Source organism: Paraburkholderia sp. BCC1884 (genome assembly GCF_900996225.1).
In the GTDB taxonomy this organism is placed as follows: domain Bacteria; phylum Pseudomonadota; class Gammaproteobacteria; order Burkholderiales; family Burkholderiaceae; genus Paraburkholderia.
On sequence record NZ_CAAJGL010000068.1, the window covers coordinates 1576822 to 1597137 of the forward strand.

Sequence of the window (20316 nt, forward strand, 5' to 3'; positions counted from 1 at the left end):
TTACGATCTGCCCGCCCGGCGACAAGCGTCAGGGTTCGTGGCTGCGCAGCCGGTGATACCAGTTCATCAACGGCGTGGCCGAGACGCCGTGAATCACGACTGACGCTGCGATCACCGCGAGCGTCAGCGGCACGAGCGGCGCGACGTCGGCGGCCTTGCCTTGTTCGAGCGCGTAGGCAAGGTAGTAGAACGAGCCGATGCCGCGTATGCCGAACCAGCTCATCAGGCGCCGCTGGGTCGGCGTGGCGCTCGATCCGAGCAGGGACAACTCCACCGACACCGGTCGCACGATCACGAACAGCGCGGCGGTCAGGGCCACGGTCTGCCAGGTGAAAAGCGGCGCGTGCAGGGTGGCGAGCACATTGCCGACCATCGCCATCACCGCGACTTCGGCGATGCGTTCGAGTTCGATGGTGAAGCCGAGCACCGACTCCGTCATGTAAGCGTGCGCTTTGCTCGGGTCCGCGGCCGTCGCCTCGACGTCTTCCGAATCCACCGTGCCGATGGCCTGACGCGGCGAGACGCTGCCGCTCGCGCGATGCTCGACGCGCCGCATCGCGACGCCCGCAGCAAACACGGCCAGAAAGCCATACGTGTGAGCGAGTTGTGCAGCGCCGAACGACAACTCGATCAAGCCCAGCGCGAAGAAACCCTCAAGCCCGAGCGCCTGCGCGTGGCGTGTGCGCAGCCACGCCACCGCATGCGTGGTGGCCCAGCCGAGCAGGCCGCCAATCGCGATTCCGCCCGCCACGCCCCACACGATGCTGCCGGCCAGCGCGAAGTTGAACAAGGCGCCTGCCTGAGCGGCGGGTGTGGCGCAGAGCGCGAGGCCTAGCACCGCAAACGGTAGGGCGATGCCGTCGTTCAAGCCGCCTTCACCCGATAGCGCGAAGCGCAACAGGTCATGGTCGCCGGCGCTGTGCACCTGGACGTCGTGGGCCAGCACGGGATCGGTGGGCGCCAGGATCGCGGCGAGCAGCAAGGCCGGTCCCCAGCCGAGATGCAGGACGTACACACCGAACAGCGTCAGCAGCGGAATGGTGGCCAGCATCGCGAGAAAGCCGAGGCGCAGCGGCACGGTCCACAGTTTTTCGAGGACGCCGAGCCGCAATCGCAGGCCGATGGCGAACAGCGAGACGAGCAGCGCGACCTCGGTGATCGTGCGCAGAATGTGCGCGTCGGCCACCATGTCGAGCCGCAACAGGTCGATGCCGGGCAGACCGAGCAGGTAGCCGATGGCGAGGTAGAACATGGCTGCGCTGACGGGCAGCCGCCGCAGTGTCGTGGCCGCTATGCCCATGAAAACGAGCACCGCGCCGACGATGAGAAACCACAATGTTTCGTGCATGAGCATCCGGTAATGGCCAGCAGGGCATCCGACCCATGCGTGACCGGTTGAAGATGAACGCCAGACCGGCGCGCTGCCTCAGGGCGCGCGTCCGAATGCTTCGCGCAATTTGCGTTTGGCCTGCTGCAAAGTATCACGACGCGTCTTAGGCAGATTTTTACCGGCGCGGTTGATGTAGAAGTTCAGCATCGACATGGCCGATTGGAACGGCGTGCCTTTACGCCGACGACTCTTCATCGAAGACTGTTTGAGCGATTTCGCAATCGTCTCCGCGCTGCCGGTTTTGAAAATGTCGTGTTCGATATCCATCGCGTCGCTGGTTTCCATCACGTGATGCGACCACTTCCGCGAGCGCTTCGCCGCGCTACCAGAAGTGTTTTTTGCGCGATGTGCTGCGTGCGCTTGCGCATGACGCTGGCGGGGCGGTCGGCCCGACTTGCCTCGCGCAACCGGACGTCGGGATCGGCTAGTGGACTTGCTGGCGGCCATGATCGTGCCTCCCATGTCGATAGTCAGGAATACGCCGACGGAGCGTCGGCTCAAAAACAACGCGCCGGCTGCCACCTTCGCGGCTAGCCGGCGCGTTGTTTCCGGTCGCGGATTAGAGCTTCAGTCCGCCGGCTTCGGGCGCATCGGAAGATCCTGCCGGAATGTCGCCGACGCCTACGTCATCGCGACGATCATACCGATCGCGGCCCCAGTACGGTTCGCTGCCGTAGTACTGATGCACGGAGGTCGCCCAAGTCTGGTCCGCCATCGAGGGCCAATGATCCTTGTCGAATCCGGGCGCGTTTTTCACGTGCTCCGCAGTCATGTTCAACACGAAGCACTTTTGCTGCGTGTCGAGCGTCAGCGCATGCCAGGGAATGGCAAGCAGCTTGTCGCCGATGCCGAGAAAGCCACCGCTCGACAGCACGGCATAGGCAACGCGTCCAGAGCCGACGTCGAGCATGATGTCCTTGATCTTGCCGATGTCCTCGCCGTCGCTGCTGTACACCTTATTGCCGTCGAGGGTGGCCGCCGCCATCACGTCCGGCCCGGGACCTTCCGCCGTTGCACCGCCCTTGCCGACGATGGTCGCGCCCTGGTCCGTGCGCATAGTGCCTTGCGTCTGTGTCTGGTTGAGCATGATGTGACTCCTCTACAGGTTGGGTGTGCCTATGGCTCAGCAACCGGCGTTCCTTCAGGATCGACGGGTTGGTGGGCCGCCAGGCTCGCGTCGATCGATGGCGGCCACGTAAAAGGCTGCGGAAGCTTGAAATTATTTCGTCCCGTCGCGCCCAGGTTTTTTAAACGCGAGGTTCCCAAGCTCGCGTTACGGGGTTCCGATCTATCCAGTGCGGCATAGCGCTTGCTGAACCATGGACAACAGCGCGATCCACTGCCGTGCGGTAGGCAGCTTTGAAACGACGCCGCTCGGCACGCTGTCCATTTACCCAGGGAGACTTCAATGAAACATTCAAAGGCATTGCTGGTATCGGCACTTCTCGCCATGTCGGGCGCGGCGTTCGCGCAAGCGGGCGGTGGCAATGGTAATGGCGGCAACGGCGGTACCGGCGGCTCGGGCAACGCGCACGGCGCGGCGACCGCGGCGCCGACCACGGGCGGCGCGTCTGCTTCCGGCGCGATGAGTTCGGGCTCGATGAAAATGAATCACTCGAAATCGAAAACAAAAACGAAGAAGCCCATGACGGACTCGACCAACATGCCGGGTGCCGATGCAAGCAGCGATACCAAAGGACAGTAATCACAGTTGATGCCGTCGCTGACAACAATCGTTGAAACTGCGCGCCCGATACGGGCGCGCAATCATGTCAACTGGCTGGCCGGCGAATTCAGCGCATTGCCTGCTTGGCTTCACTCGGCTTTGCCGCACGTCGCAGGCCTTTCGTACCTGCTTTTGATTCGACCTTGGCAGCAGCCTCTTTACGCACAACGCGTGACTTCTTGAGCAGGCTCGCAATCGATCCGTCGATACTCTGGGTCACCGCCGATTCGCGCACCTTGCGACCCTTCGCGCCCGCCTGGCGCGCGAGTTTCGCCGCGCGCTTTTCCGCGTGTGCCAGCAGGGCGGCGAACGCGACTTCGTCGACTCTCAATCCGCGGCGCGACTGGCCGGGTGGCAGAGTCTGCAACTCGTCCGCTTCAAACGCGCTGATTACCGCAGGGTGAATGTAGCAGCGTCGGCATACCGCAGGCGTGTTGCGCAGCAGCGCGGCCACGTCCTTCACAGTCGCAACGATATGGTGACGCGCTTCTGCCGCGCTATTGCATATCAAGCGTCGCAGCGCGGCCAGCGCGTAGACGCTACCGGCCCAGGTTCGATAGTCCTTGGCTGTGAAGTCCGCATCGCTCGCGCGTCGCAGGTAGTCGTTGATGTCAGCCGAACCGACGGTGTGACGCACGCCGTCGTCGTCGAGATACTGGAACAGATCGTGGCCCGGCAGTTCGGCGCATCGCCGTACGATGCGCTTGATACGCGGATTGTCCACGGTGACGTCGTGATCGATGCCGCTCTTGCCGCGAAATTTGAAGCGCAGTTGACCGGCTTCGATTTTCACGTGCTTCTTGCGCAGTGTCGTGAGTCCATACGACTGGTTGTCGCGCGCATATTCCACGCTGCCGATACGCACGAGTGTGGTATCGAGCAACTGCACGATCGCCGCAATCACTTTGTCGCCCGGCATACCGGGAAGTTTCAGATCGCGTGCCACCCGCGCGCGAATCTTCGGCAGTGCGCGACCGAACTCGGCCATGCGCTCGTATTTGTCCGCGTCGCGTGTTTCGCGCCAGCGAGCGTGATAGCGGTACTGCTTGCGGCCGCGCGCGTCGCGACCGGTGGCCTGGATATGGCCGCGCGCATCGGGACAAATCCACACGTCTTCGTAAGCGGGCGGAACGGCGAGCGCGTTGATACGTTTGATCTCGTCTTCGTCGTCGATGCGCTTACCCGCGACGTCGAAGTACGCGAAGCCGGTCTTGTCACGTTTGCGCGTGTAACCGGGTTGGGTGTCGTCGGCATGCCGCAGACCGGGCGGCATCGCAACGGGCACGGATTGCTTCGCGTCGTCGTCGGCGCGCTCGGGGCTGCGGGGTGTCGAAGCGGAAGTAGTGGGCATCGTCGCAAGTAGAAATTTCAGGCGTGAGGCGCGTCTTGCACCGGTGTCTGTTCACAAGCAAAGCCGATGCCTACCGCGCGTGTTGCACTGCGTCGAGCGTGAGCGGAACAGTCCTTGCGAACCTTGGAACACATCCGCACATCACCAAGGAGAGCGCAATGAGCAGCACACTGAACCCCGATGACGAGCCGCAACAGGTCGTCAAGCAAACCGCCGGTACGACTGGCACGCTCGGTCCGAGCGATTCGTCGGACAGCGGCAGCGATATGGCCGGCGCCAAACGCCATGAGTTCGATATCGATAGTGAACTCGATAATCACGCGCTCGAAACCGGCGCCGCTGAATTGGCCAGCGATACGGATCGTGCCGGCACGGGTGAGCGTGCCGCCGCCGACGGAGACTCGACCTTGACGCCCGACGCGGACATCGAACCGGATCGCTTCATCGACCCGTTGGCGCCAAGCGATGACGACGGCCTCGACGACGATCCGCACGGCCTGTGATCGGACACTGGCAGCCCTTGGCCGGCGCGCGCCAGGCACGGGCACGGCTATTGCTGAACGAGGCTTATATCGAGAGGCTGCGGCGCTACGCGCCAAGCCTCACGCACTAATGTGAAGGAGAGCACCTCATGGCTGGCAATCTGAATGGATACAAGGTCGCGGTATTGGCCGTCGACGGTTTCGAGCAGGCCGAACTGGTCGAGCCAAAACGCGCGCTCGCCGAAGCCGGCGCCACCGTCCATGTGATCTCTGCAAAGCCCGGCAAGATCCAGGGCTTCAAACACGTCGACAAGGGCGACGCGGTCGAAGTCGATACGACCTTCGACAAGGCGAGCGTCGACGACTACGACGCAGTGGTTTTGCCCGGTGGCGTGGTGAACGGCGATGCGATTCGTGTGTTGCCGCAGGCGCAAGCCTTCGTCAAAGCCGCCGACGTCGCGAAGAAGCCGATCGCGGTGATCTGTCACGGCACCTGGCTGCCCGTGTCGGCGGGCATCATCAAGGGACGCACCGTGACGAGTTGGCCCAGCCTGCAAGACGATATTCGCAACGCGGGCGGCACGTGGGTGGACCAGGAAGTCGTGGAGGACGGCAATCTGATCAGCAGCCGCAAACCCGACGATCTGCCCGCTTTCAACAAAACGCTGATCGCTCAACTGTCCAAACGCAAGGCAGCGTGAGCGTCGCTTGCGTCGACCAGGGAGAAAATGCATGAAACTCCGGTATTCCCTACAAGTGGTGACGATCGCGCTCGGCATGAGCGTGGCGTCGATCGGCGCGGTCCACGCGCAAGCCAGCGACGCACCCGCGAGCGATGCGCCGGTCAGTGGCACCAAGCTTTCGCCGGCTGACCAGCAATTCGTGCAGGACGCGTCGCAGTCCGATGCCACGGAAATCGCGGCCAGCAAGATCGCGCTGAAAAATTCGAGCGACCCGCATGTGAAGAAATTCGCGCAGCAGATGATCGTCGACCATACGAAGCTCTCGCATGGGATGGCGGCGCTCGTGGCGAAGAAGGGCTTCAGTACGACGCCGTCGGCGGATTCGGCGCTGGTTGGCAAGTTGCAGTCGCTCAAGGGCAAAGAGTTCGATCAGGCCTACGTCGAGCAGGTCGGACTCGAGGCGCATCAGCGCGCCGTCGATCTGTTCACGCAGGAGAGTCAGAGCGGCACCGACGCGCAGCTGAAGGCGGCCGCCGCCCACGCGCTGCCCACCATCAAACATCACCTCGCGATGGCTCAGCAACTCGCCGGCGCCATGAAGGGTTCGTCATGAACGCGATCCTGCCGCGGCCGGCCTATGAGGATTCTCTTATGCAGATCACCTTTTCCGACGACAAGCCGGCTTTCGACGGCGCGAATCTGATCGTTCGCTTTATGGCGCGAGTGGAGGGCGAAGCGGTGGTGTGTGCCATTACGGCTGAAGCCCTGGAAGATCATTTCGGCGCGGAATCAGCGCTGGAGGCGACCCTCATGGCTGCCTTCGACAAAGGTCGCAATCGCATCCGCTCAGTGTGCGCCGAAGCGCTCGACCAGAATCATGGCGAAGGCGTAGTGTTGCATAGCGGACTGTTCAGAGTGGAAGGCATGGAACCGGATCGCGGCGCCACGGCGTAGGTAAGACGGGCGCCGACGCTCGCGCCGCATCCGCTGCGGGCACGCGACGCACGCCCGGTCCGCATACGCTAATCAACGATGCAAGGAGGCCTCATGTCACTCATCGTCGCAGCACGTTTTACGACTTTTCCCGCCGCCGAAGACGCGGCGCAAAAACTCTTCAACGCAGGTTTCGTCGAAGAAGACGTCACGCTGTTTTTTGTGAATCCGCGCGGCCAGCATGCGCGTTATCCCATCGGCGGCGACAGGGATACCGACCCGGCGGCGCGTGGCGCGCCGAAAGGCGCGGGCATGGGCGTGACCATTGGTGCCGTGCTGGGTGCGGTGGTGGGCGTCGGGATTTTCGCGGCCTTCTCGGCACCGATCATCGTGTCGCTGATCGCGGCCGGCGTAGGGGCGTATGTCGGATCGCTGGTCGGCGCCATGGCTCGTACCCGCGAAGGCGGTCAGGCGGGGCAACGATCGCCGCTTCATGAAGAGACCCGCGATTCCGGCGTGCTGGTCGCGGTGCATGTCTCGCCCGACAATCAGTTCGACGCCGCGCGCGTGTTACGCGAAGCCGGTGGCGTGGCGATCGAGCGCGCGAGCGGCCGCTGGCAGCAGGGGCGTTGGGCGGACTTCGATCCGCTCAAGACGCCGGTACCGTTGAACGAGTTCAGCGAGCATCGCGCCTGAGATTGCGCCCGGCCAGGTGACTGAAGAGCTGGACAACAGAACGGCCCGATCTGCATCGGGCCGTTTTTTTAATGCTCTGCGTAAGTAGGTACGAAGTGAGGTTAAGCCTAAACCCAGATCTGCGACGCACCGTGTTGCGGTTCGACGCCGCGATGGTCCGCGCTTTCGTCGCGAGTCGGCTCGCACGCGGCGGGTACGAGACCGTCATGGGCTGCGCCGCAAGTGGTGCCTGTCTCGTGCATGGTCGCTGACTCAACGCCGTGATGCATCATATGTTCGCGAATCTGCAGCACGGCGGCTGACGTCACGATCGCGATAGCTACCAGATACTCCGCTCGCCTGATTTTCATGTAAGGCTCCCTGTCGTTTTTGCCTGCCCGTTGTTCTCGATTCGTCGGCACTGAATGCCTGGGCGGGATAGATTAAGCAACCCCCGTGCCATCGCTCGGAGCCCCCGTCGTGCGGGCGTTCCAGCCGCTCACGGAGGTGGCGATGCGGGCAACATTTACGTGTTCCGGCAAGATTGCCAGGCTTCGATCACGCACTGCGCAAGGCCTCTCTCGTGAGACCGGCCAGGCACGCATCATGCGAATCAATCGATGAACCCCGTCGCGCGAAACATGCGATATGTGGCACACGTCACGAGGCGCGCGCGACGGATCATCGTCAACGAAACCCGGAGGTATTGAATGGCTACGAACGTTGTTTCCGTGCTGAACGATCTGGTCGAAACGTCGAAGGATGGCGAGAAGGGCTTTCGCAAGGCAGCTGAAGATGCCCACGACGCGCAACTGAAAACGCTGTTCCTCTCGCGTGCCGAAGACTGCACGCGCGGCGCACGTGAGCTGCAGGATGTGGTTCAAGGTCTTGGCGGCAAACCCGAAACGGGCGGCAGCATGAGCGGCGCCCTGCATCGCGGGTGGGTCGACGTGAAGTCGGCCGTGACCGACCGCAGCGACCACGACATTCTGGCCGAGTGTGAGAAGGGCGAAGACGTCGCCAAGAAGCGCTATCACGACGCGCTCGAAAAGGAATTGCCGGTGGACGTGCGAGCCGTTGTCGAACGCCAGTATCAGGGCGTGCTGCAAAACCATGACCGCGTGCGCGATCTGCGCGATCAGTATGCGGCGACTCGTCGGTAATTGAGTAGTTCGGTCGACGCTCTACGGAGCGTCGGCCAGCCACCGCAAAGAAAAAGCCGCTCGCGTTTGCGAGCGGCTTTTTTGTACGCGACTTCAACGGCATCCAGATATGAAAACGCCGGCACGAGGCCGGCGCACTTCAACCCACTATCGCGCGATGTTATTCCGCGGCGATCTTCAGATGGTTCTTCACGCTCGACACGCCCTTCACGGCTTCCACGACTTCGCCGGCAGCGGCCTTGTCGTCAGCCGACGGCACCGAGCCCGTGAGCCACACCACACCCTTGCGGGTCTTCACGTGGATGTGTGTCGACTTGACGTTCGACGCGGCCAGCAGATCAGCCTTGGCCTTGGTGGTGATCGTGCTGTCGTCGACGTGTTGACCGACGGTTTCCGACGCCGCCGACGGAGCCGAAGCAGCGGTCTGCGCCGTGGCGTTCAGGGCGAATGCGAGGCAAGCGATGCTACCAGCGGTCTTCAGAAGTTGGATGGTCTTCATGGTTTCTCCTTCAGGTGTTGATAAAAGATTGCGGTCTTGTTACCTGCGGTCGATCGCGGTCGTAACCGCTGATGACACGCGTGGGATCGTTGCCGCTACGGTTCCGTCAGGGCCCGTTATCGACACCGGGCGCCGGTCCATGCATGCGTTGCGCGAGTGATTCGACCCGCTGTTTCGCGTGCAAGGACCGACGTCCGTCCACACAGTGCTCGTTCGCAAGCTGTGTGCCTGCTTCGCCACGCAATCAGCGGCAAAGACGAAAAGCCTTTACGGCACATGTATTTAGGCAGAGGAATAGAACGGGTCAGCGCGCTCGAACCCCGCGCACGCCCTTGCGGCGGGGCAGACCTGAATTTGCCGGGTGCTTGTAAAAAAGGGCGCACGCGACCTCCGCAATTGGCGGGCCTGAAAATGCAAAGCCTAGAAAAAACAGTGTGTTGCGCGAGCTGGTACGACAGTTGCTCTGTAGAGGTCACTCACCATTTTTCAGCTATTAACGGGACCTCACTACAATGCCTTCCATTGAACTACGCACAAGGCAGTCTCTCGCACTCACGCCGCGTCTGCAGCAATCGGTGCGACTGTTGCAGCTGTCGTCTCTGGAGTTCCAGCAGGAGTTGCGCACCGCGCTAGACACGAACCCGTTCCTCGAGTACGACTCGTCGGAGACGGAAGATGTCGCGCTCGCAACGGCGTCCACGGGTGATGAGATGGGCGCGATGCCTGCCACCGACACGGTCGCGACGGCCGAACCCGATTCGTTGCCGGCCGACAGCGGCAGCAGCGACACGATGGAAAGCGCAGGTCCCGACGACGTGCCCGGCGATTTCTCCGGCGACTACAGCAGCCGCAGTTCGACGCGTCAGAACGGCGACTCCGATGGCAGCGATCCGGCCGAATGGGCCCGCTCGCAGCCGACGCTGCGCGAGCAGTTGCACGATTCGCTGCGCCTCTATCGTCTCGACGATCGCGATCGCGCGGTGGCCCGTTTCATCATCGAAGCGCTCGACGACGACGGCTACCTGCGTCAGGAGCTGTCCGATCTGGCCGACAGCGTCGATCTCGAACCCGAATTGACCGAAGACGAACTGCTGGTCGCGTTGCGTCTGGTGCAGTCGCTCGACCGTCCCGGACTGGGCGCGCGTTCGCTGTCGGAATGTCTGTTGCTGCAGGTCAACGCGTTGCCCGAGGACACGCCGGGCCGCGACGTGGCACGCGAAATCGTCGAACATCATCTCGAGCGGCTCGCTCGCCGCGAGCAGGCCGAACTGCAAAAGCAGATCGGCTGCAGCGCCGACGACCTGCGGGTAGCCTGCGCGCTGGTGCGCAAGCTCGACCCGAAGCCGGGCAACTGCTACGGCCGCACGGAAGACAACTACGTGGTGCCCGACGTGATCGTGCGGCAGGTTCGCAACAAATGGGCAGTCGCAATCAATCCGGCGGTGCAGCCGCGTGCGCGCATCCACCGCATGTACGCCGAACTGTTCGCGCAATCCGCAGGCGCGAGCCGCTCGCCGCTCGCGCAACAGTTGCAGGAAGCGCGCTGGCTGATTCGCAATGCGCAGCAGCGCTTCGATACGATTCAGCGCGTGGCGGAGTGCATCGTCGCGCATCAGAAGGCCTTCTTCCAGTACGGTGAAATCGCGCTCAAGCCGATGGTGCTGCGCGATGTCGCCGACGAACTCGGTCTGCACGAGTCGACCATTTCGCGCGCCACGGGCAACAAATATATGGCCACGCCGCGCGGCATCTTCGAATTCAAGCATTTCTTCCCGCGCGAACTCGGCACGGAAAGCGGCGGCACCTGTTCGGCTGCGGCGGTGCGGGCGTTGCTCAAGGAAATGATCGCTGCGGAAAACACGCGCGATCCGCTGTCGGACGTGTCGCTGGCCAAGATGCTCGCCGATCAGGGCGTGCTGGTCGCGCGCCGTACCGTGGCGAAATACCGGCATCTGATGAAGGTGCCGCCGGCGGAACTGCGCCGCCAGATTTAAACGCGCCCAGAGTCAACGCGCACGCTTCGCCCGCGAGACGGAATGCAGGCGAAGCCGAGGCGCCACGCAAGGCCAGCCACGTGTTGAGCCGCGTGGCGCTTTTTAGTTTCTGGACGTTTCGCGCAGTCCCCATTACATTGGCGGCTCCACCGGCAACAGGGCGAATGCAATGAAGTACTCGAACCGGGTCGAAGGCCTGCGAGGGCGGCGCACGTCGGCGTGGGAAATTCACCGGGCTGCGCAGCAGGCCTTGGCGAACGGGGAGGACGTGATCGTGCTGAGCGTAGGCGACCCCGACTTCGCCACGCCTGCGCCGATCGTCGAGCGCGCGGTGGAGGCACTGCGTAGTGGCGATACGCATTACAGCGCTATCGCCGGGCGCGAACCCTTGCGTGCCGCGATTGCCCGGGAGCACGCGCGCATGAGCGGCCATGAGGTCGGCGCTGCCAATGTGATCGTCACGGCAGGCGCGCAGAACGGCGTGTTCGCCGCTTCGCTATGTCTGCTGGAAGCGGGCGACGAGGTCATCGTCCCCGAGCCGATGTATCTCACCTACGAAGCCTGTGCGCGGGCGGCGGGCGCTATCCTCGTGGCGGTGCCGGTCGATCCTGCGCGCGCATTTCACCTCGACTGCGAGGCGCTCCAAGCCGCCGTCACGCCGCGCACGCGAGCCATTTTTTTCGCGACTCCCTGCAATCCGACTGGCGTGGTGATGCCGCGCGCGGACCTCGAACGGATTGCGCGGCTCGCCCAGCAGCACGATTTGTGGGTGCTCTCCGACGAGGTCTACGCGGACCTCACGTTCGAGCGCGAGCATGTCAGCATCGCTTCGCTGCCGGGCATGGCGGAGCGTACCGTGACGATCGGCAGTCTGTCGAAGTCGCATGCGATGGCCGGGTGGCGGGTTGGCTGGGCGATCGGGCCCGCCGAGTTGATCGAACATATGGGGCGGCTCGCGCTCGCGATGCTTTACGGCTTGCCGGGTTTTATCCAGCAAGCCGCCTTGACGGCTTTTCAGAACAAGGCCGCGATCACCGCTGAAATGCGCGGACTCTACCGGCATCGGCGTGATGTAGTGTTCGAGCGGCTGCATCGCGTGCCCGGTTTGCGCTGCCTGTTACCCGAGGCCGGCATGTTCATGATGGTCGACGTCAGCGGTACGGGCCTCGAGACGGTCGATTTCACGTGGCAGCTGTTTCGTGCGCAGGGCGTCTCGGTGCTCGATGCGAGCGCCTTCGGCGACTCCGCGCGTGGTTTCGTGCGGTTGGGATTCGTGGTCGACGAGGCGCGTCTGATCGATGCATGCAAGCGGATCGCGGCGTTTGTTGGAGGACTGCAGCGTCGCTGACAGGGCGTCACGCTGCTGGTCTGGACGCCGTTCCTTATTGCGCCGGGAGCAGGGATTCAGCCGTCCGCAATGCGAACGCCCTGGCTAGCGGGTGAAGTCGGGACAGCCCATAGAACGGTATAATTCCGCGCTTGAGCGTCCCTGAGGCAGAGTCGTTCAGGGCGCGCACAAGCGCTCATGCTCCGTCCGAGAGACTGCCTCATCAACCGGCTCGCCCCATCGCTGCTTATGCAATTTTCCCCGATCCAGTCTTTCACGCGCAAACGGCTTTCCGACGTGGTGTCCGACCAGATCAAGCAACTGATCTCGGACGGCACGCTGATGCCCGGCGACCGCCTGCCGGCCGAACGCGATCTGGCCACGCAACTCGGCGTGTCGCGGCCGTCGTTGCGGGAAGCACTCATCAGACTGGAAGCGGACGGCTATATCGAAACGTCGGGTCGGGGCGGCTTCACGGTGGTCGACGTCACCGCGCCGATCATCTCCAAGCCGCTCGCCGAACTGCTGCTGCAGAATCCGCGTACCAGTGCCGATATTCTGGAACTACGCCAGGGCCTCGAGTCGATTTCGACGGTGTATGCCGCCGAGCGCGCCACGCCGGCCGACCTGGAAAAAATCCGCGAGGCGTTCGAGGCGTTGAAGGCGGGTTCGCTGTCGCAAGACCGCGTCAACCTTGCCGAGCTCGATGCCGCGTTTCACCTGGCGATTGCCGACTCCACGCACAACATTGCACTGGCGCATGTGATGCACGGCATCCACACGCTGATTCGCGAAGGCATGCGCCAATACCATCGGCTGATCGATTACGACGACGCCATGGAAAAACAGCTGATGACCCAGCACCAGGCCATCTACGACGCGGTCATGACGCGCGATGCGCAAAAGGCCCGCAAGGCGGCCGAAAAGCATTTGGCCTACGTTCGCGAAATGTACCGGGAAGATGCGGCGAAGCCTTCGTCTGCCGTGAATTCCTGATTGACACGCGGTACGCGCCATCGCGTACTGCACCGTGGCACCCCCAGCTTCCTCCAGTTGACACCTTCGGGCGACTTGCTTATATTTCTTGGTCAGACCAACAATACCAGTCTTACTGAGCGATGAAGAACCGCGGAGTTATCCCCGATTCCGCAGTAGAGTAGGTGAATCGCCGACTGCCGCTTTTCTTTTCAAAGAGCTTATGAAAGTCGCCCTGTTTGTCCCGTGCTTCATCGATGCGTTCTATCCCGAAGTGGCGATCGCCACGCTCGAATTGCTCGAACGCTTCGGCATCGAGGTCGACTATCCGCAGGAGCAGACCTGCTGCGGTCAGCCAATGGCCAACAGCGGCGCACATGTCGAGGCGGCCGGCACGGAACGCGTGTTCGCGCGTAACTTCGCGGGTTATGACTACATCGTCGGACCGTCGGCGAGTTGCATTCATCACGTGCGCGAGCATCTCACCGCGCTCGAGCAGACCGACGAAGTCAGGAAGGTCCGTGCAAGCGCCTATGAACTCGTCGAGTTTCTGCACGACGTGGTGGGCGCGCGTGAATTTCCGTGGGCCGAGTTTCCGCATCGTATCGGCCTGCACAACAGTTGCAGCGCACTGCGGCATCTGAAGGAAGCGTCGATATCCGAGGTGGCCGGTACGCCGTTTTCGAAACCGCGCACCTTGCTCGAAGGCGTGAAAGGCATCGAATTCGTCAAGCCCGCACGGCCCGACGAATGCTGCGGTTTCGGCGGCACCTTCTCGGTGACGGAAGAGCCGGTGTCGGTGCGCATGGGCCAGGACAAGGTACGCGATCACCTCAACGCGGGCGCCGAATACATCGTGTCCGGCGACATGTCCTGCCTGATGCACCAGCAAGGCTGCGCCGAACGCATGAAGGCGGACGCGCGCTTCATTCATATCGCGCAGGTCCTCAACGGAGCACGCGCATGAACCGTATCGATCACGCGAAGGCCGCGGGCGCTTTCATCAAGAAGACAGAGCACGTCGCGTTTCACGACAGGCGTCTGTGGGATTTGCGTGAGAAGCGCGATCAGCAGGCACACGGCATGCCCGAATGGGAGACCTTGCGCGAGTTGGCGTCGGGCATCAAGGAACATGCGCTGTCGAATCTGTCGGGCTATCTCGAGCAGTTTGCGACGGCGGCCGAGGCGAATGGCGTGACGGTGCATTGGGCTGCCACGGCCGAAGAGCACAACGCGCTCGTGCATCAGATCATGTCCGAGCGCGGCATGACGACGCTCGTCAAAAGCAAGTCGATGCTCACCGACGAATGCAAGATGCGCGAATATCTCGAACCGCGCGGCATTACGGTGATGGAAACCGATCTGGGCGAACGCATCCAGCAGCTCGATCATCAGGACCCGAGTCACATGGTGGTGCCCGCAGTTCACAAGCTGCGCGCGGATGTCGCCGAACTGTTCGGCCGCACCATCGGCACCGATCCTAAGAACAGCGATATTCACTACCTCGCCGAGAGTCAGCGGATGAACACGCGGCCTTACTTCGTGCGCGAAAAAACGGCCGGCATGACCGGTTGCAATTTCGCGGTGGCGGAGACGGGTACGGTCGTCGTCTGCACGAACGAAGGTAATGCGGATTTGTCGGCGAATGTGCCGCCTTTGCATATCGCGTCGATCGGAATCGAGAAGGTGATTCCGAAAGTGTCGGACCTCGGCGTGTTCATTCGCATGCTGTCGCGCAGCGCGCTGGGCTCGCCGATCACGCAATACACCTCGCATTTTCGCGCGCCGCGCCCCGGCACCGAAATGCATTTCATCCTCGTCGATCACGGCCGCTCGGAGCGGCTCGCGATGGAAGACTTCTGGTTCTCGCTCAAATGCATCCGCTGCGGCGCGTGCATGAACACCTGTCCGGTTTATCGACGCAGCGGCGGTCTGTCGTACGGCGGCACGTACTCGGGGCCGATCGGCGCGATCATCAATCCGACCTACGACCTGAAACGCTACAGCGCACTGCCGTTTGCGTCGACGCTCAATGGCAGTTGCACCAACGTGTGTCCAGTGAAGATCAATATTCACGAGCAGATCTACAAGTGGCGCTCGGTCATCGCCGAGCAGCACGAGGTGCCGTTCGTCAAACAGGAAGTGCTGAAGATGGCGGGGCGCTTGCTCGCGAGCCCGACGCTGTATCGCGCGACGGTGTCGTCGATGGGCAGCGCGTTGCGACGTCTGCCGAATTTCGTGCTGTACAACCCGCTCAACATCTGGGGCAAGCAACGCGAGTTGCCGGAGGCGCCCAAGCTGACCTTCCACGCCTGGTACAAGAAAAATCGCGGAGAAAAAGATGGCAACGCGTGAAGCTTTTCTGGCCAAGGTGCGGCAGGCCCAACCGCCGGCGCGGCCGCGTCCCGAGGTGCCGTTATTCAAGGCGCCGGACGGCGAGCCGCGTGCGCGATTCACGACGGCTTTGCAGGCGATGGGCGGTACTTGCGTCGATGTCGCCGATACGGGCGGCGTGCTCGGGCTGATTCGCGAGCGGTTCGGCGAAGCGGCTTCGATTGCCTCGGCGACACCCGAAGTGCCCGGTACGCGCGCGCTGAACGCCGCCACCGAACCGGCTTCGTTGCAGGACATCGATGTCGGCGTGGTACGGGCGCGCTTTGGCGTCGCCGAAACCGGCTCGGTGTGGTTCAGTGAGCGCGAGTACGTGGTCAACGCGCTCGGGTACATCGTGCAGCACCTGGTCGTGCTGCTCGACCCCACCCAACTGCTCGACGGCCTGCAGGATGTCTACCGGCGCGACGACTTCCGCGATGCCCGCTACGCGGCGCTCGTCACCGGCCCTTCGGCGACGGCGGATATCGAAGGCGTGCTGATTCGCGGCGCGCAGGGCGTGCGCTCGCTGACGGTGGTCTGGATGGCGCCCGCCTGAAAAAGACTGCACTGCAGACGGCTCACCCCACGGAGTTTGATATCATCACTGTATAAACATACAGGTTTCGTGGGCGCACCGTGGCAACAGATGCTTCATTCGCTTTTTACTATCTGCTGAACTTCGAACGTGCGCTGGCGTGGCTCGAAGCGCGCTACGGCGATCTGCTGGATGCGCAGGAACACGCCTTTCTGAAGGGGTTCGCGGCGTTGCCGCAGGCATCGCGCGCGCTGCTGGTGCGTATGCTGATGCGCAAGGGCACGCTGTTTCGCGCGAGTCGACTGGCTTACGAGGAAATCGGCTGCCCCTTGCAGGCGGCCGCGCCCATCGCGGCGCTCGGCTGGCTCGACCCTGAACCGGCGCTTACGCTCGACGATTTATTCGCGCTCACCACACGCCCCGAGTTGCTGACCATCTTCGGCGATGCCGTCGCCCTCGTGCCTGGCGCGAAAGCCTTGCGCAAACCAGACCTGCTGGAGACGTTGCGGCCGTTTTACGCCGCCGACGCCGCCGACGCCGCAACCGAAGCCGCACCCGAAGCCGCACCCGGCGCCGTACCCGACGCCGACATGCAAAGCACACGGGTCCAGCCGCTGTCCGCCTGGCATCCTCAAACCACCGACCGCGTCCTGCATGTCGCCATCGCGGCACTGTGCGAACGGCTGCGCCTGATGTTCTTCGGCAACTTGCGGCAGGACTGGTCGGAGTTCGTGCTCGCCGATCTCGGCGTATTCCAGTATGAAAAAGTGGCGTTCGCACCATCGTCGCGTGCGTTTCAGCAACGCGCGGACGTCGACGCGTATCTCGCGCTGCATGCCTGTCGCGAGGCGCTCGACTGGCTGCCCGGCGACGACACTGAGCCGCATGCGATCGACCACCTCGTCGCCGCCGTCGCGACGATCGGCATCTCGAACGAATGGCTTGAAACACGTCGCGCGAAATTGCTGTTTCGCATTGGCTACCATTGCGAGCGCCGTCAGCTTTGGCCTGCCGCACTGCGCGTCTACGAGACTTGCGCCTGGCCTGGCGCGCGGCATCGGCGCATGCGCGTGCTGGAGCGCGGTGAGCGCTTTCAGGAAGCGTTCGAACTGGCCTCGCGAGCCGCTGCTGCGCCTGAAAGCGAAGAAGAAGCGCAACGCGTCGCACGCATGTTGCCGCGACTGTTGCGCAAGCTCGGCCAACCGGTCGCGCGCACGCGGTCTGCGCGCGCGATCGAGCGCAGCACGCTGATTCTGCCGAGGCCGGACGAGCCGCAAGCGGTCGAATACGTCACACGCGATCATCTGACGAGCGAAGCCGCGCCCGTCCACTACGTCGAAAACGCGCTGCTCAATTCTCTCTTCGGGTTGCTGTGCTGGGAGCCGGTTTTCGCGGCATTGCCGGGGGCGTTTTTTCATCCGTTCCAGCGTGGCCCGGCCGATTTGCACGCGCCCGATTTTCATACGCGTCGCGCGGACCAGTTCGCCGCGTGCCTCGCGCAACTCGGGAGCGAGGCGTATCGCGAGACGATTTTGCGGCATCTGCACGACAAGGCGGGACTGCAATCGCCGTTCGTGTTCTGGGGTCTGCTGACGCCGGAACTGGTCGCGCTCGCACTCGACTGCCTGCCCGCCGCGCATCTGAAACTGTGCTTCGAACGCCTGCTGCGGGATATTCGCGGCAATCGCTCGGGCTTGCCTGATCTGATCCGCTTCTGGCCTGCCGAACGGCGCTATGAGTTGATCGAGGTGAAAGGACCGGGCGACCGTTTGCAGGACAACCAGATACGCTGGCTTGCGTACTGCGTCGAGCACGGCATGCCGGTCCGCGTGGTCGACGTGCGCTGGGCCGATGAATCGGCTGCCCACGGTGAGGACACGATCGACGCCGAACGCGCGCTCGTCGACGGAGCGGCCGCATGACCTACGTGGTCGCCGTTCGGGCGATGTGTGAATTCACCGCACGGCGCGGCGATCTGGACCTGCGCTTCACGCCCGCGCCGACCTCGCTCGAAGGCATGGCCGGCCATCTCGCCGTCGCAGGGCGTCGCGCGAGTGGTTACGAAACCGAGATCACGCTGACCGGCACGCATCGCGGCTTGACCGTGCGCGGCCGTGCCGACGGTTACGACCGCGTGTCGAACCGGCTGGAAGAGGTCAAGACGTATCGCGGCGATCTCGCGCGCATGCCCGCCAATCATCAAACGCTGCACTGGGCGCAGGCGCTGGTCTACGGGCATCTGCTGTGCCGCGCGCGCGGGCTCGCCGACATGACGGTGGCGCTGGTGTACTACGACATCGGCACCCAGAAGGAAACGGTGTTGACGCAAGTCCACAGCGCGCGCGACCTGGAGGTTTTCTTCGTCGAGCAATGCGAACGCTTTCTCGATTGGGCCGTGCAGGAAGAGGCGCATCGCGCGGGGCGCAATGCCGCGCTCGCCGCGTTGCAGTTTCCGCATGGGCGGTTTCGCAGCGGCCAGCGCGAGGTGGCGGTGTCGGTGTATCGCGCTGCGCGCGACGGCAAACCGTTGATGGCGCAAGCACCCACTGGCATCGGCAAAACGCTGGCGACGATTTTTCCTTTGCTCAAGGCGTGCGCGGAGGACCAGATCGAACGGATTTTCTTCCTGACGGCCAAGACGCCTGGCCGCGCGCTGGCGCTCGATGCGATCCGTACGCTTCACGACAGCGCCGCCTCGTCGGGCACCCCGTTGCCGCTACGCACGCTGGAGCTGGTCGCGCGCGACAAAGCCTGCGAGCATCCCGACAAGGCCTGCAATGGCGACTCCTGTCCGCTGGCGCGCGGCTTCTACGATCGTCTGGACGCGGCGCGCAGTGCGGCGCTGACGGGGCCGCGGCTCGATCGTGCGGCGGTGCGCGAGGCGGCGCTCGCGCATGAGGTCTGTCCGTACTATCTCGCGCAGGAACTGGCGCGCTGGTCCGACGTCGTGGTCGGCGACTACAACTACTACTACGACACCAGCGCGATGCTGTACGCGCTCACCCAGCTCAACCAGTGGCGCATCGGCGTGCTGGTCGACGAGGCGCACAACCTGCTCGATCGGGCCCGGCGCATGTACACGGCCTCGCTCGATCAGGCGGCGTTGCGGCTTGCGCGCAAAACGGCGCCGGCTACCTTGCGCAAGCCGCTGGAACGGCTGGCGCGCGAGTGGAGCGCGCTCAAGCGTGCGCAGAGCGACACCTATCAGGTCTATCCCGACGTGCCGGGCAAACTGCTGTCCGCCGCACAAAACCTGGTGGGCGCGGTGACGGACCAGATTGCCGAAGCACCGCTTTCCATCGACGACGCCTCGCTAAGGTTTTTCTTCGACGCGATGCATTTCGTCGCGCTCGCCGAGCAATTCGGCGCGCATTCGATTTTCGACATCACGCTCGCGGCCGCCCCCCAGGCGCCGCGCGACAAAACCAGCGCCACGCTGTGCGTGCGCAACGTGATTCCCGCGCCGTTTCTGGGTCCGCGCTACGCCGCCGCGCGTACCACGGTGATGTTTTCGGGCACGCTCAGTCCACACCATTTCTATCTCGACACGCTGGGCTTGCCGGAGCAGACCCGGTGGCTCGACGTCGAGGGCCCGTTTCGCGCCGAGCAGTTGCAGGTGCGCGTGGCGGGTCATGTGTCGACGCGCTGGCGCGATCGCGAGCGTTCGCTCGTCCCGATCGCCGACCTGATCGCCGAACAATATGCGGCGCAGCCGGGCAATTATCTGGGCTTTCTGAGCAGCTTCGATTACTTGCAGCGCGTGGTGGCGTTGTTGCGCGAGCGGCATCCCGAGTTGCCGGTCTGGACTCAGGAACCCGGCATGGACGAGGCCGCGCGCGACGCGTTTCTCGCGCGCTTCCGGAGCACGAATCAGGGTGTCGGCTTTGCGGTGCTGGGCGGGGCGTTTTCGGAAGGCGTCGACCTCGTCGGCCAGCAATTGATCGGCGCGTTTATCGCCACGCTCGGCTTGCCGCAGATCAACGAAGTCAACGAGCAGATGCGCCGCACGATGGAGGCGAAGTTCGGCAATGGCTACGATTACATGTACCTGTATCCGGGGCTGCAGAAAGTAGTGCAGGCGGCTGGGCGGGTGATCCGCACGGAGCAGGATCAGGGGGTGGTGCATCTGATCGATGACCGTTATCGGCGGGCGGAAGTGCGGCGGTTGTTGCCGCGATGGTGGGTGGTGCGGTAGGGCGTGCATCGGCGA

General features: G+C 63.4%; 21 protein-coding genes. 15 read left to right on the plus strand and 6 right to left on the minus strand.

Annotated features, from left to right (window positions below; genetic code table 11):
- Positions 1–28: 28 nt before the first annotated feature.
- The 3 genes from FQ705_RS13815 to FQ705_RS13825 form a co-directional block, all read right to left on the minus strand.
- Positions 29–1348 carry a cation:proton antiporter gene (locus tag FQ705_RS13815; protein ID WP_144141746.1) on the minus strand — a complete coding sequence of 440 codons (1320 nt, stop codon included), beginning with the start codon at positions 1346–1348 and terminating at the stop codon, positions 29–31.
- Positions 1349–1426: 78 nt separating this feature from the next.
- A complete protein-coding gene (locus tag FQ705_RS13820; protein ID WP_144142409.1) occupies positions 1427–1837 on the minus strand; it encodes a DUF3175 domain-containing protein in 411 nt (136 codons plus the stop codon).
- Positions 1838–1949: 112 nt separating this feature from the next.
- A complete protein-coding gene (locus tag FQ705_RS13825) occupies positions 1950–2477 on the minus strand; it encodes a PRC-barrel domain-containing protein (RefSeq protein ID WP_144141749.1) in 528 nt (175 codons plus the stop codon).
- Positions 2478–2798: 321 nt separating this feature from the next.
- Between FQ705_RS13825 and FQ705_RS13830 the strand changes: the two genes are divergently transcribed.
- On the plus strand, positions 2799–3095 hold the full coding sequence (locus tag FQ705_RS13830; protein ID WP_144141752.1) for a hypothetical protein: 297 nt from the start codon (positions 2799–2801) through the stop codon (positions 3093–3095).
- A gap of 88 nt (positions 3096–3183) precedes the next feature.
- Here the strand turns inward: FQ705_RS13830 and FQ705_RS13835 are convergent, their stop codons facing one another.
- Positions 3184–4467, minus strand: coding sequence for a DNA topoisomerase IB (locus FQ705_RS13835; protein WP_144141755.1), 1284 nt, complete (start codon positions 4465–4467; stop codon positions 3184–3186).
- Between the two features lie 158 nt (positions 4468–4625).
- Here FQ705_RS13835 and FQ705_RS13840 point away from each other — a divergent pair, with 158 nt between their 5' ends.
- The 5 genes from FQ705_RS13840 to FQ705_RS13860 all read left to right on the plus strand — a co-directional run bounded on the left by FQ705_RS13840 (position 4626) and on the right by FQ705_RS13860 (position 7261).
- Positions 4626–4970 (plus strand): chemotaxis protein, encoded by a 345-nt coding sequence (locus FQ705_RS13840; RefSeq protein ID WP_144141759.1) that lies wholly within the window; start codon positions 4626–4628, stop codon positions 4968–4970.
- A 128-nt stretch (positions 4971–5098) separates the two neighbouring features.
- Positions 5099–5650: a type 1 glutamine amidotransferase domain-containing protein gene (locus tag FQ705_RS13845; RefSeq protein WP_144141762.1), complete on the plus strand. Its 552-nt coding sequence runs from the start codon at positions 5099–5101 to the stop codon at positions 5648–5650.
- A 31-nt stretch (positions 5651–5681) separates the two neighbouring features.
- Positions 5682–6245 carry a DUF4142 domain-containing protein gene (locus FQ705_RS13850; RefSeq protein WP_144141765.1) on the plus strand — a complete coding sequence of 188 codons (564 nt, stop codon included), beginning with the start codon at positions 5682–5684 and terminating at the stop codon, positions 6243–6245.
- Positions 6242–6586 (plus strand): DUF1488 domain-containing protein, encoded by a 345-nt coding sequence (locus FQ705_RS13855; RefSeq protein ID WP_144141768.1) that lies wholly within the window; start codon positions 6242–6244, stop codon positions 6584–6586. Before FQ705_RS13850 ends, FQ705_RS13855 begins: the two co-directional genes overlap by 4 nt.
- 93 nt (positions 6587–6679) lie before the next feature.
- Entirely contained in the window at positions 6680–7261 is a 582-nt protein-coding gene (locus tag FQ705_RS13860; protein ID WP_144141771.1) for a hypothetical protein, read from the plus strand.
- Between the two features lie 107 nt (positions 7262–7368).
- On the opposite strand, the gene FQ705_RS13865 is transcribed toward FQ705_RS13860, so the two are convergent.
- On the minus strand, positions 7369–7611 hold the full coding sequence (locus FQ705_RS13865; protein ID WP_144141774.1) for a hypothetical protein: 243 nt from the start codon (positions 7609–7611) through the stop codon (positions 7369–7371).
- A gap of 339 nt (positions 7612–7950) precedes the next feature.
- Here FQ705_RS13865 and FQ705_RS13870 point away from each other — a divergent pair, with 339 nt between their 5' ends.
- Positions 7951–8403 carry a PA2169 family four-helix-bundle protein gene (locus FQ705_RS13870; protein WP_144141778.1) on the plus strand — a complete coding sequence of 151 codons (453 nt, stop codon included), beginning with the start codon at positions 7951–7953 and terminating at the stop codon, positions 8401–8403.
- Between the two features lie 160 nt (positions 8404–8563).
- Here FQ705_RS13870 and FQ705_RS13875 read toward each other — a convergent pair whose 3' ends face one another.
- The gene (locus tag FQ705_RS13875; protein WP_144141781.1) at positions 8564–8902 is read right to left on the minus strand and encodes a BON domain-containing protein; all 339 of its coding nucleotides are present in this window, start codon (positions 8900–8902) and stop codon (positions 8564–8566) included.
- Positions 8903–9414: 512 nt separating this feature from the next.
- On the opposite strand from FQ705_RS13875, the gene FQ705_RS13880 reads away from it, so the two are divergent.
- From FQ705_RS13880 to FQ705_RS13915, 8 genes are all read left to right on the plus strand, one after another.
- Entirely contained in the window at positions 9415–10896 is a 1482-nt protein-coding gene (locus FQ705_RS13880; protein ID WP_144141784.1) for an RNA polymerase factor sigma-54, read from the plus strand.
- Between the two features lie 169 nt (positions 10897–11065).
- The gene (locus FQ705_RS13885; protein ID WP_144141787.1) at positions 11066–12244 is read left to right on the plus strand and encodes a pyridoxal phosphate-dependent aminotransferase; all 1179 of its coding nucleotides are present in this window, start codon (positions 11066–11068) and stop codon (positions 12242–12244) included.
- A 228-nt stretch (positions 12245–12472) separates the two neighbouring features.
- Complete coding sequence (locus FQ705_RS13890; RefSeq protein ID WP_144141790.1) at positions 12473–13219, plus strand: FadR/GntR family transcriptional regulator; 747 nt, start codon at positions 12473–12475, stop codon at positions 13217–13219.
- A gap of 202 nt (positions 13220–13421) precedes the next feature.
- A complete protein-coding gene (locus FQ705_RS13895) occupies positions 13422–14165 on the plus strand; it encodes a (Fe-S)-binding protein (RefSeq protein ID WP_144141793.1) in 744 nt (247 codons plus the stop codon).
- Complete coding sequence (locus FQ705_RS13900; RefSeq protein ID WP_144141797.1) at positions 14162–15553, plus strand: lactate utilization protein B; 1392 nt, start codon at positions 14162–14164, stop codon at positions 15551–15553. The genes FQ705_RS13895 and FQ705_RS13900 overlap by 4 nt, the downstream gene beginning before the upstream one ends.
- Positions 15540–16127 carry a lactate utilization protein C gene (locus tag FQ705_RS13905; RefSeq protein ID WP_144141800.1) on the plus strand — a complete coding sequence of 196 codons (588 nt, stop codon included), beginning with the start codon at positions 15540–15542 and terminating at the stop codon, positions 16125–16127. The genes FQ705_RS13900 and FQ705_RS13905 overlap by 14 nt, the downstream gene beginning before the upstream one ends.
- Positions 16128–16207: 80 nt before the next feature.
- Complete coding sequence (locus FQ705_RS13910) at positions 16208–18028, plus strand: VRR-NUC domain-containing protein (RefSeq protein WP_144141803.1); 1821 nt, start codon at positions 16208–16210, stop codon at positions 18026–18028.
- Positions 18025–20301, plus strand: coding sequence for an ATP-dependent DNA helicase (locus FQ705_RS13915; protein WP_144141806.1), 2277 nt, complete (start codon positions 18025–18027; stop codon positions 20299–20301). The genes FQ705_RS13910 and FQ705_RS13915 overlap by 4 nt, the downstream gene beginning before the upstream one ends.
- The last annotated feature ends 15 nt before the right edge of the window (positions 20302–20316 follow it).

Bases quoted from the DNA above. Each gene is read 5' to 3' on its own strand.
- FQ705_RS13905 (WP_144141800.1), top strand. From the start codon at position 15,540: ATGGCAACGCGTGAAGCTTTTCTGGCCAAGGTGCGGCAGGCCCAACCG.
- FQ705_RS13840 (WP_144141759.1), top strand. From the start codon at position 4,626: ATGAGCAGCACACTGAACCCCGATGACGAGCCGCAACAGGTCGTCAAG.
- FQ705_RS13885 (WP_144141787.1), top strand. From the start codon at position 11,066: ATGAAGTACTCGAACCGGGTCGAAGGCCTGCGAGGGCGGCGCACGTCG.
- FQ705_RS13890 (WP_144141790.1), top strand. From the start codon at position 12,473: ATGCAATTTTCCCCGATCCAGTCTTTCACGCGCAAACGGCTTTCCGAC.
- FQ705_RS13915 (WP_144141806.1), top strand. From the start codon at position 18,025: ATGACCTACGTGGTCGCCGTTCGGGCGATGTGTGAATTCACCGCACGG.
- FQ705_RS13895 (WP_144141793.1), top strand. From the start codon at position 13,422: ATGAAAGTCGCCCTGTTTGTCCCGTGCTTCATCGATGCGTTCTATCCC.
- FQ705_RS13825 (WP_144141749.1), bottom strand. From the start codon at position 2,477: ATGCTCAACCAGACACAGACGCAAGGCACTATGCGCACGGACCAGGGC.
- FQ705_RS13860 (WP_144141771.1), top strand. From the start codon at position 6,680: ATGTCACTCATCGTCGCAGCACGTTTTACGACTTTTCCCGCCGCCGAA.
- FQ705_RS13815 (WP_144141746.1), bottom strand. From the start codon at position 1,348: ATGCACGAAACATTGTGGTTTCTCATCGTCGGCGCGGTGCTCGTTTTC.
- FQ705_RS13850 (WP_144141765.1), top strand. From the start codon at position 5,682: ATGAAACTCCGGTATTCCCTACAAGTGGTGACGATCGCGCTCGGCATG.
- FQ705_RS13855 (WP_144141768.1), top strand. From the start codon at position 6,242: ATGAACGCGATCCTGCCGCGGCCGGCCTATGAGGATTCTCTTATGCAG.
- FQ705_RS13880 (WP_144141784.1), top strand. From the start codon at position 9,415: ATGCCTTCCATTGAACTACGCACAAGGCAGTCTCTCGCACTCACGCCG.
- FQ705_RS13865 (WP_144141774.1), bottom strand. From the start codon at position 7,611: ATGAAAATCAGGCGAGCGGAGTATCTGGTAGCTATCGCGATCGTGACG.
- FQ705_RS13870 (WP_144141778.1), top strand. From the start codon at position 7,951: ATGGCTACGAACGTTGTTTCCGTGCTGAACGATCTGGTCGAAACGTCG.
- FQ705_RS13875 (WP_144141781.1), bottom strand. From the start codon at position 8,902: ATGAAGACCATCCAACTTCTGAAGACCGCTGGTAGCATCGCTTGCCTC.
- FQ705_RS13900 (WP_144141797.1), top strand. From the start codon at position 14,162: ATGAACCGTATCGATCACGCGAAGGCCGCGGGCGCTTTCATCAAGAAG.
- FQ705_RS13835 (WP_144141755.1), bottom strand. From the start codon at position 4,467: ATGCCCACTACTTCCGCTTCGACACCCCGCAGCCCCGAGCGCGCCGAC.
- FQ705_RS13845 (WP_144141762.1), top strand. From the start codon at position 5,099: ATGGCTGGCAATCTGAATGGATACAAGGTCGCGGTATTGGCCGTCGAC.
- FQ705_RS13820 (WP_144142409.1), bottom strand. From the start codon at position 1,837: ATGGCCGCCAGCAAGTCCACTAGCCGATCCCGACGTCCGGTTGCGCGA.
- FQ705_RS13830 (WP_144141752.1), top strand. From the start codon at position 2,799: ATGAAACATTCAAAGGCATTGCTGGTATCGGCACTTCTCGCCATGTCG.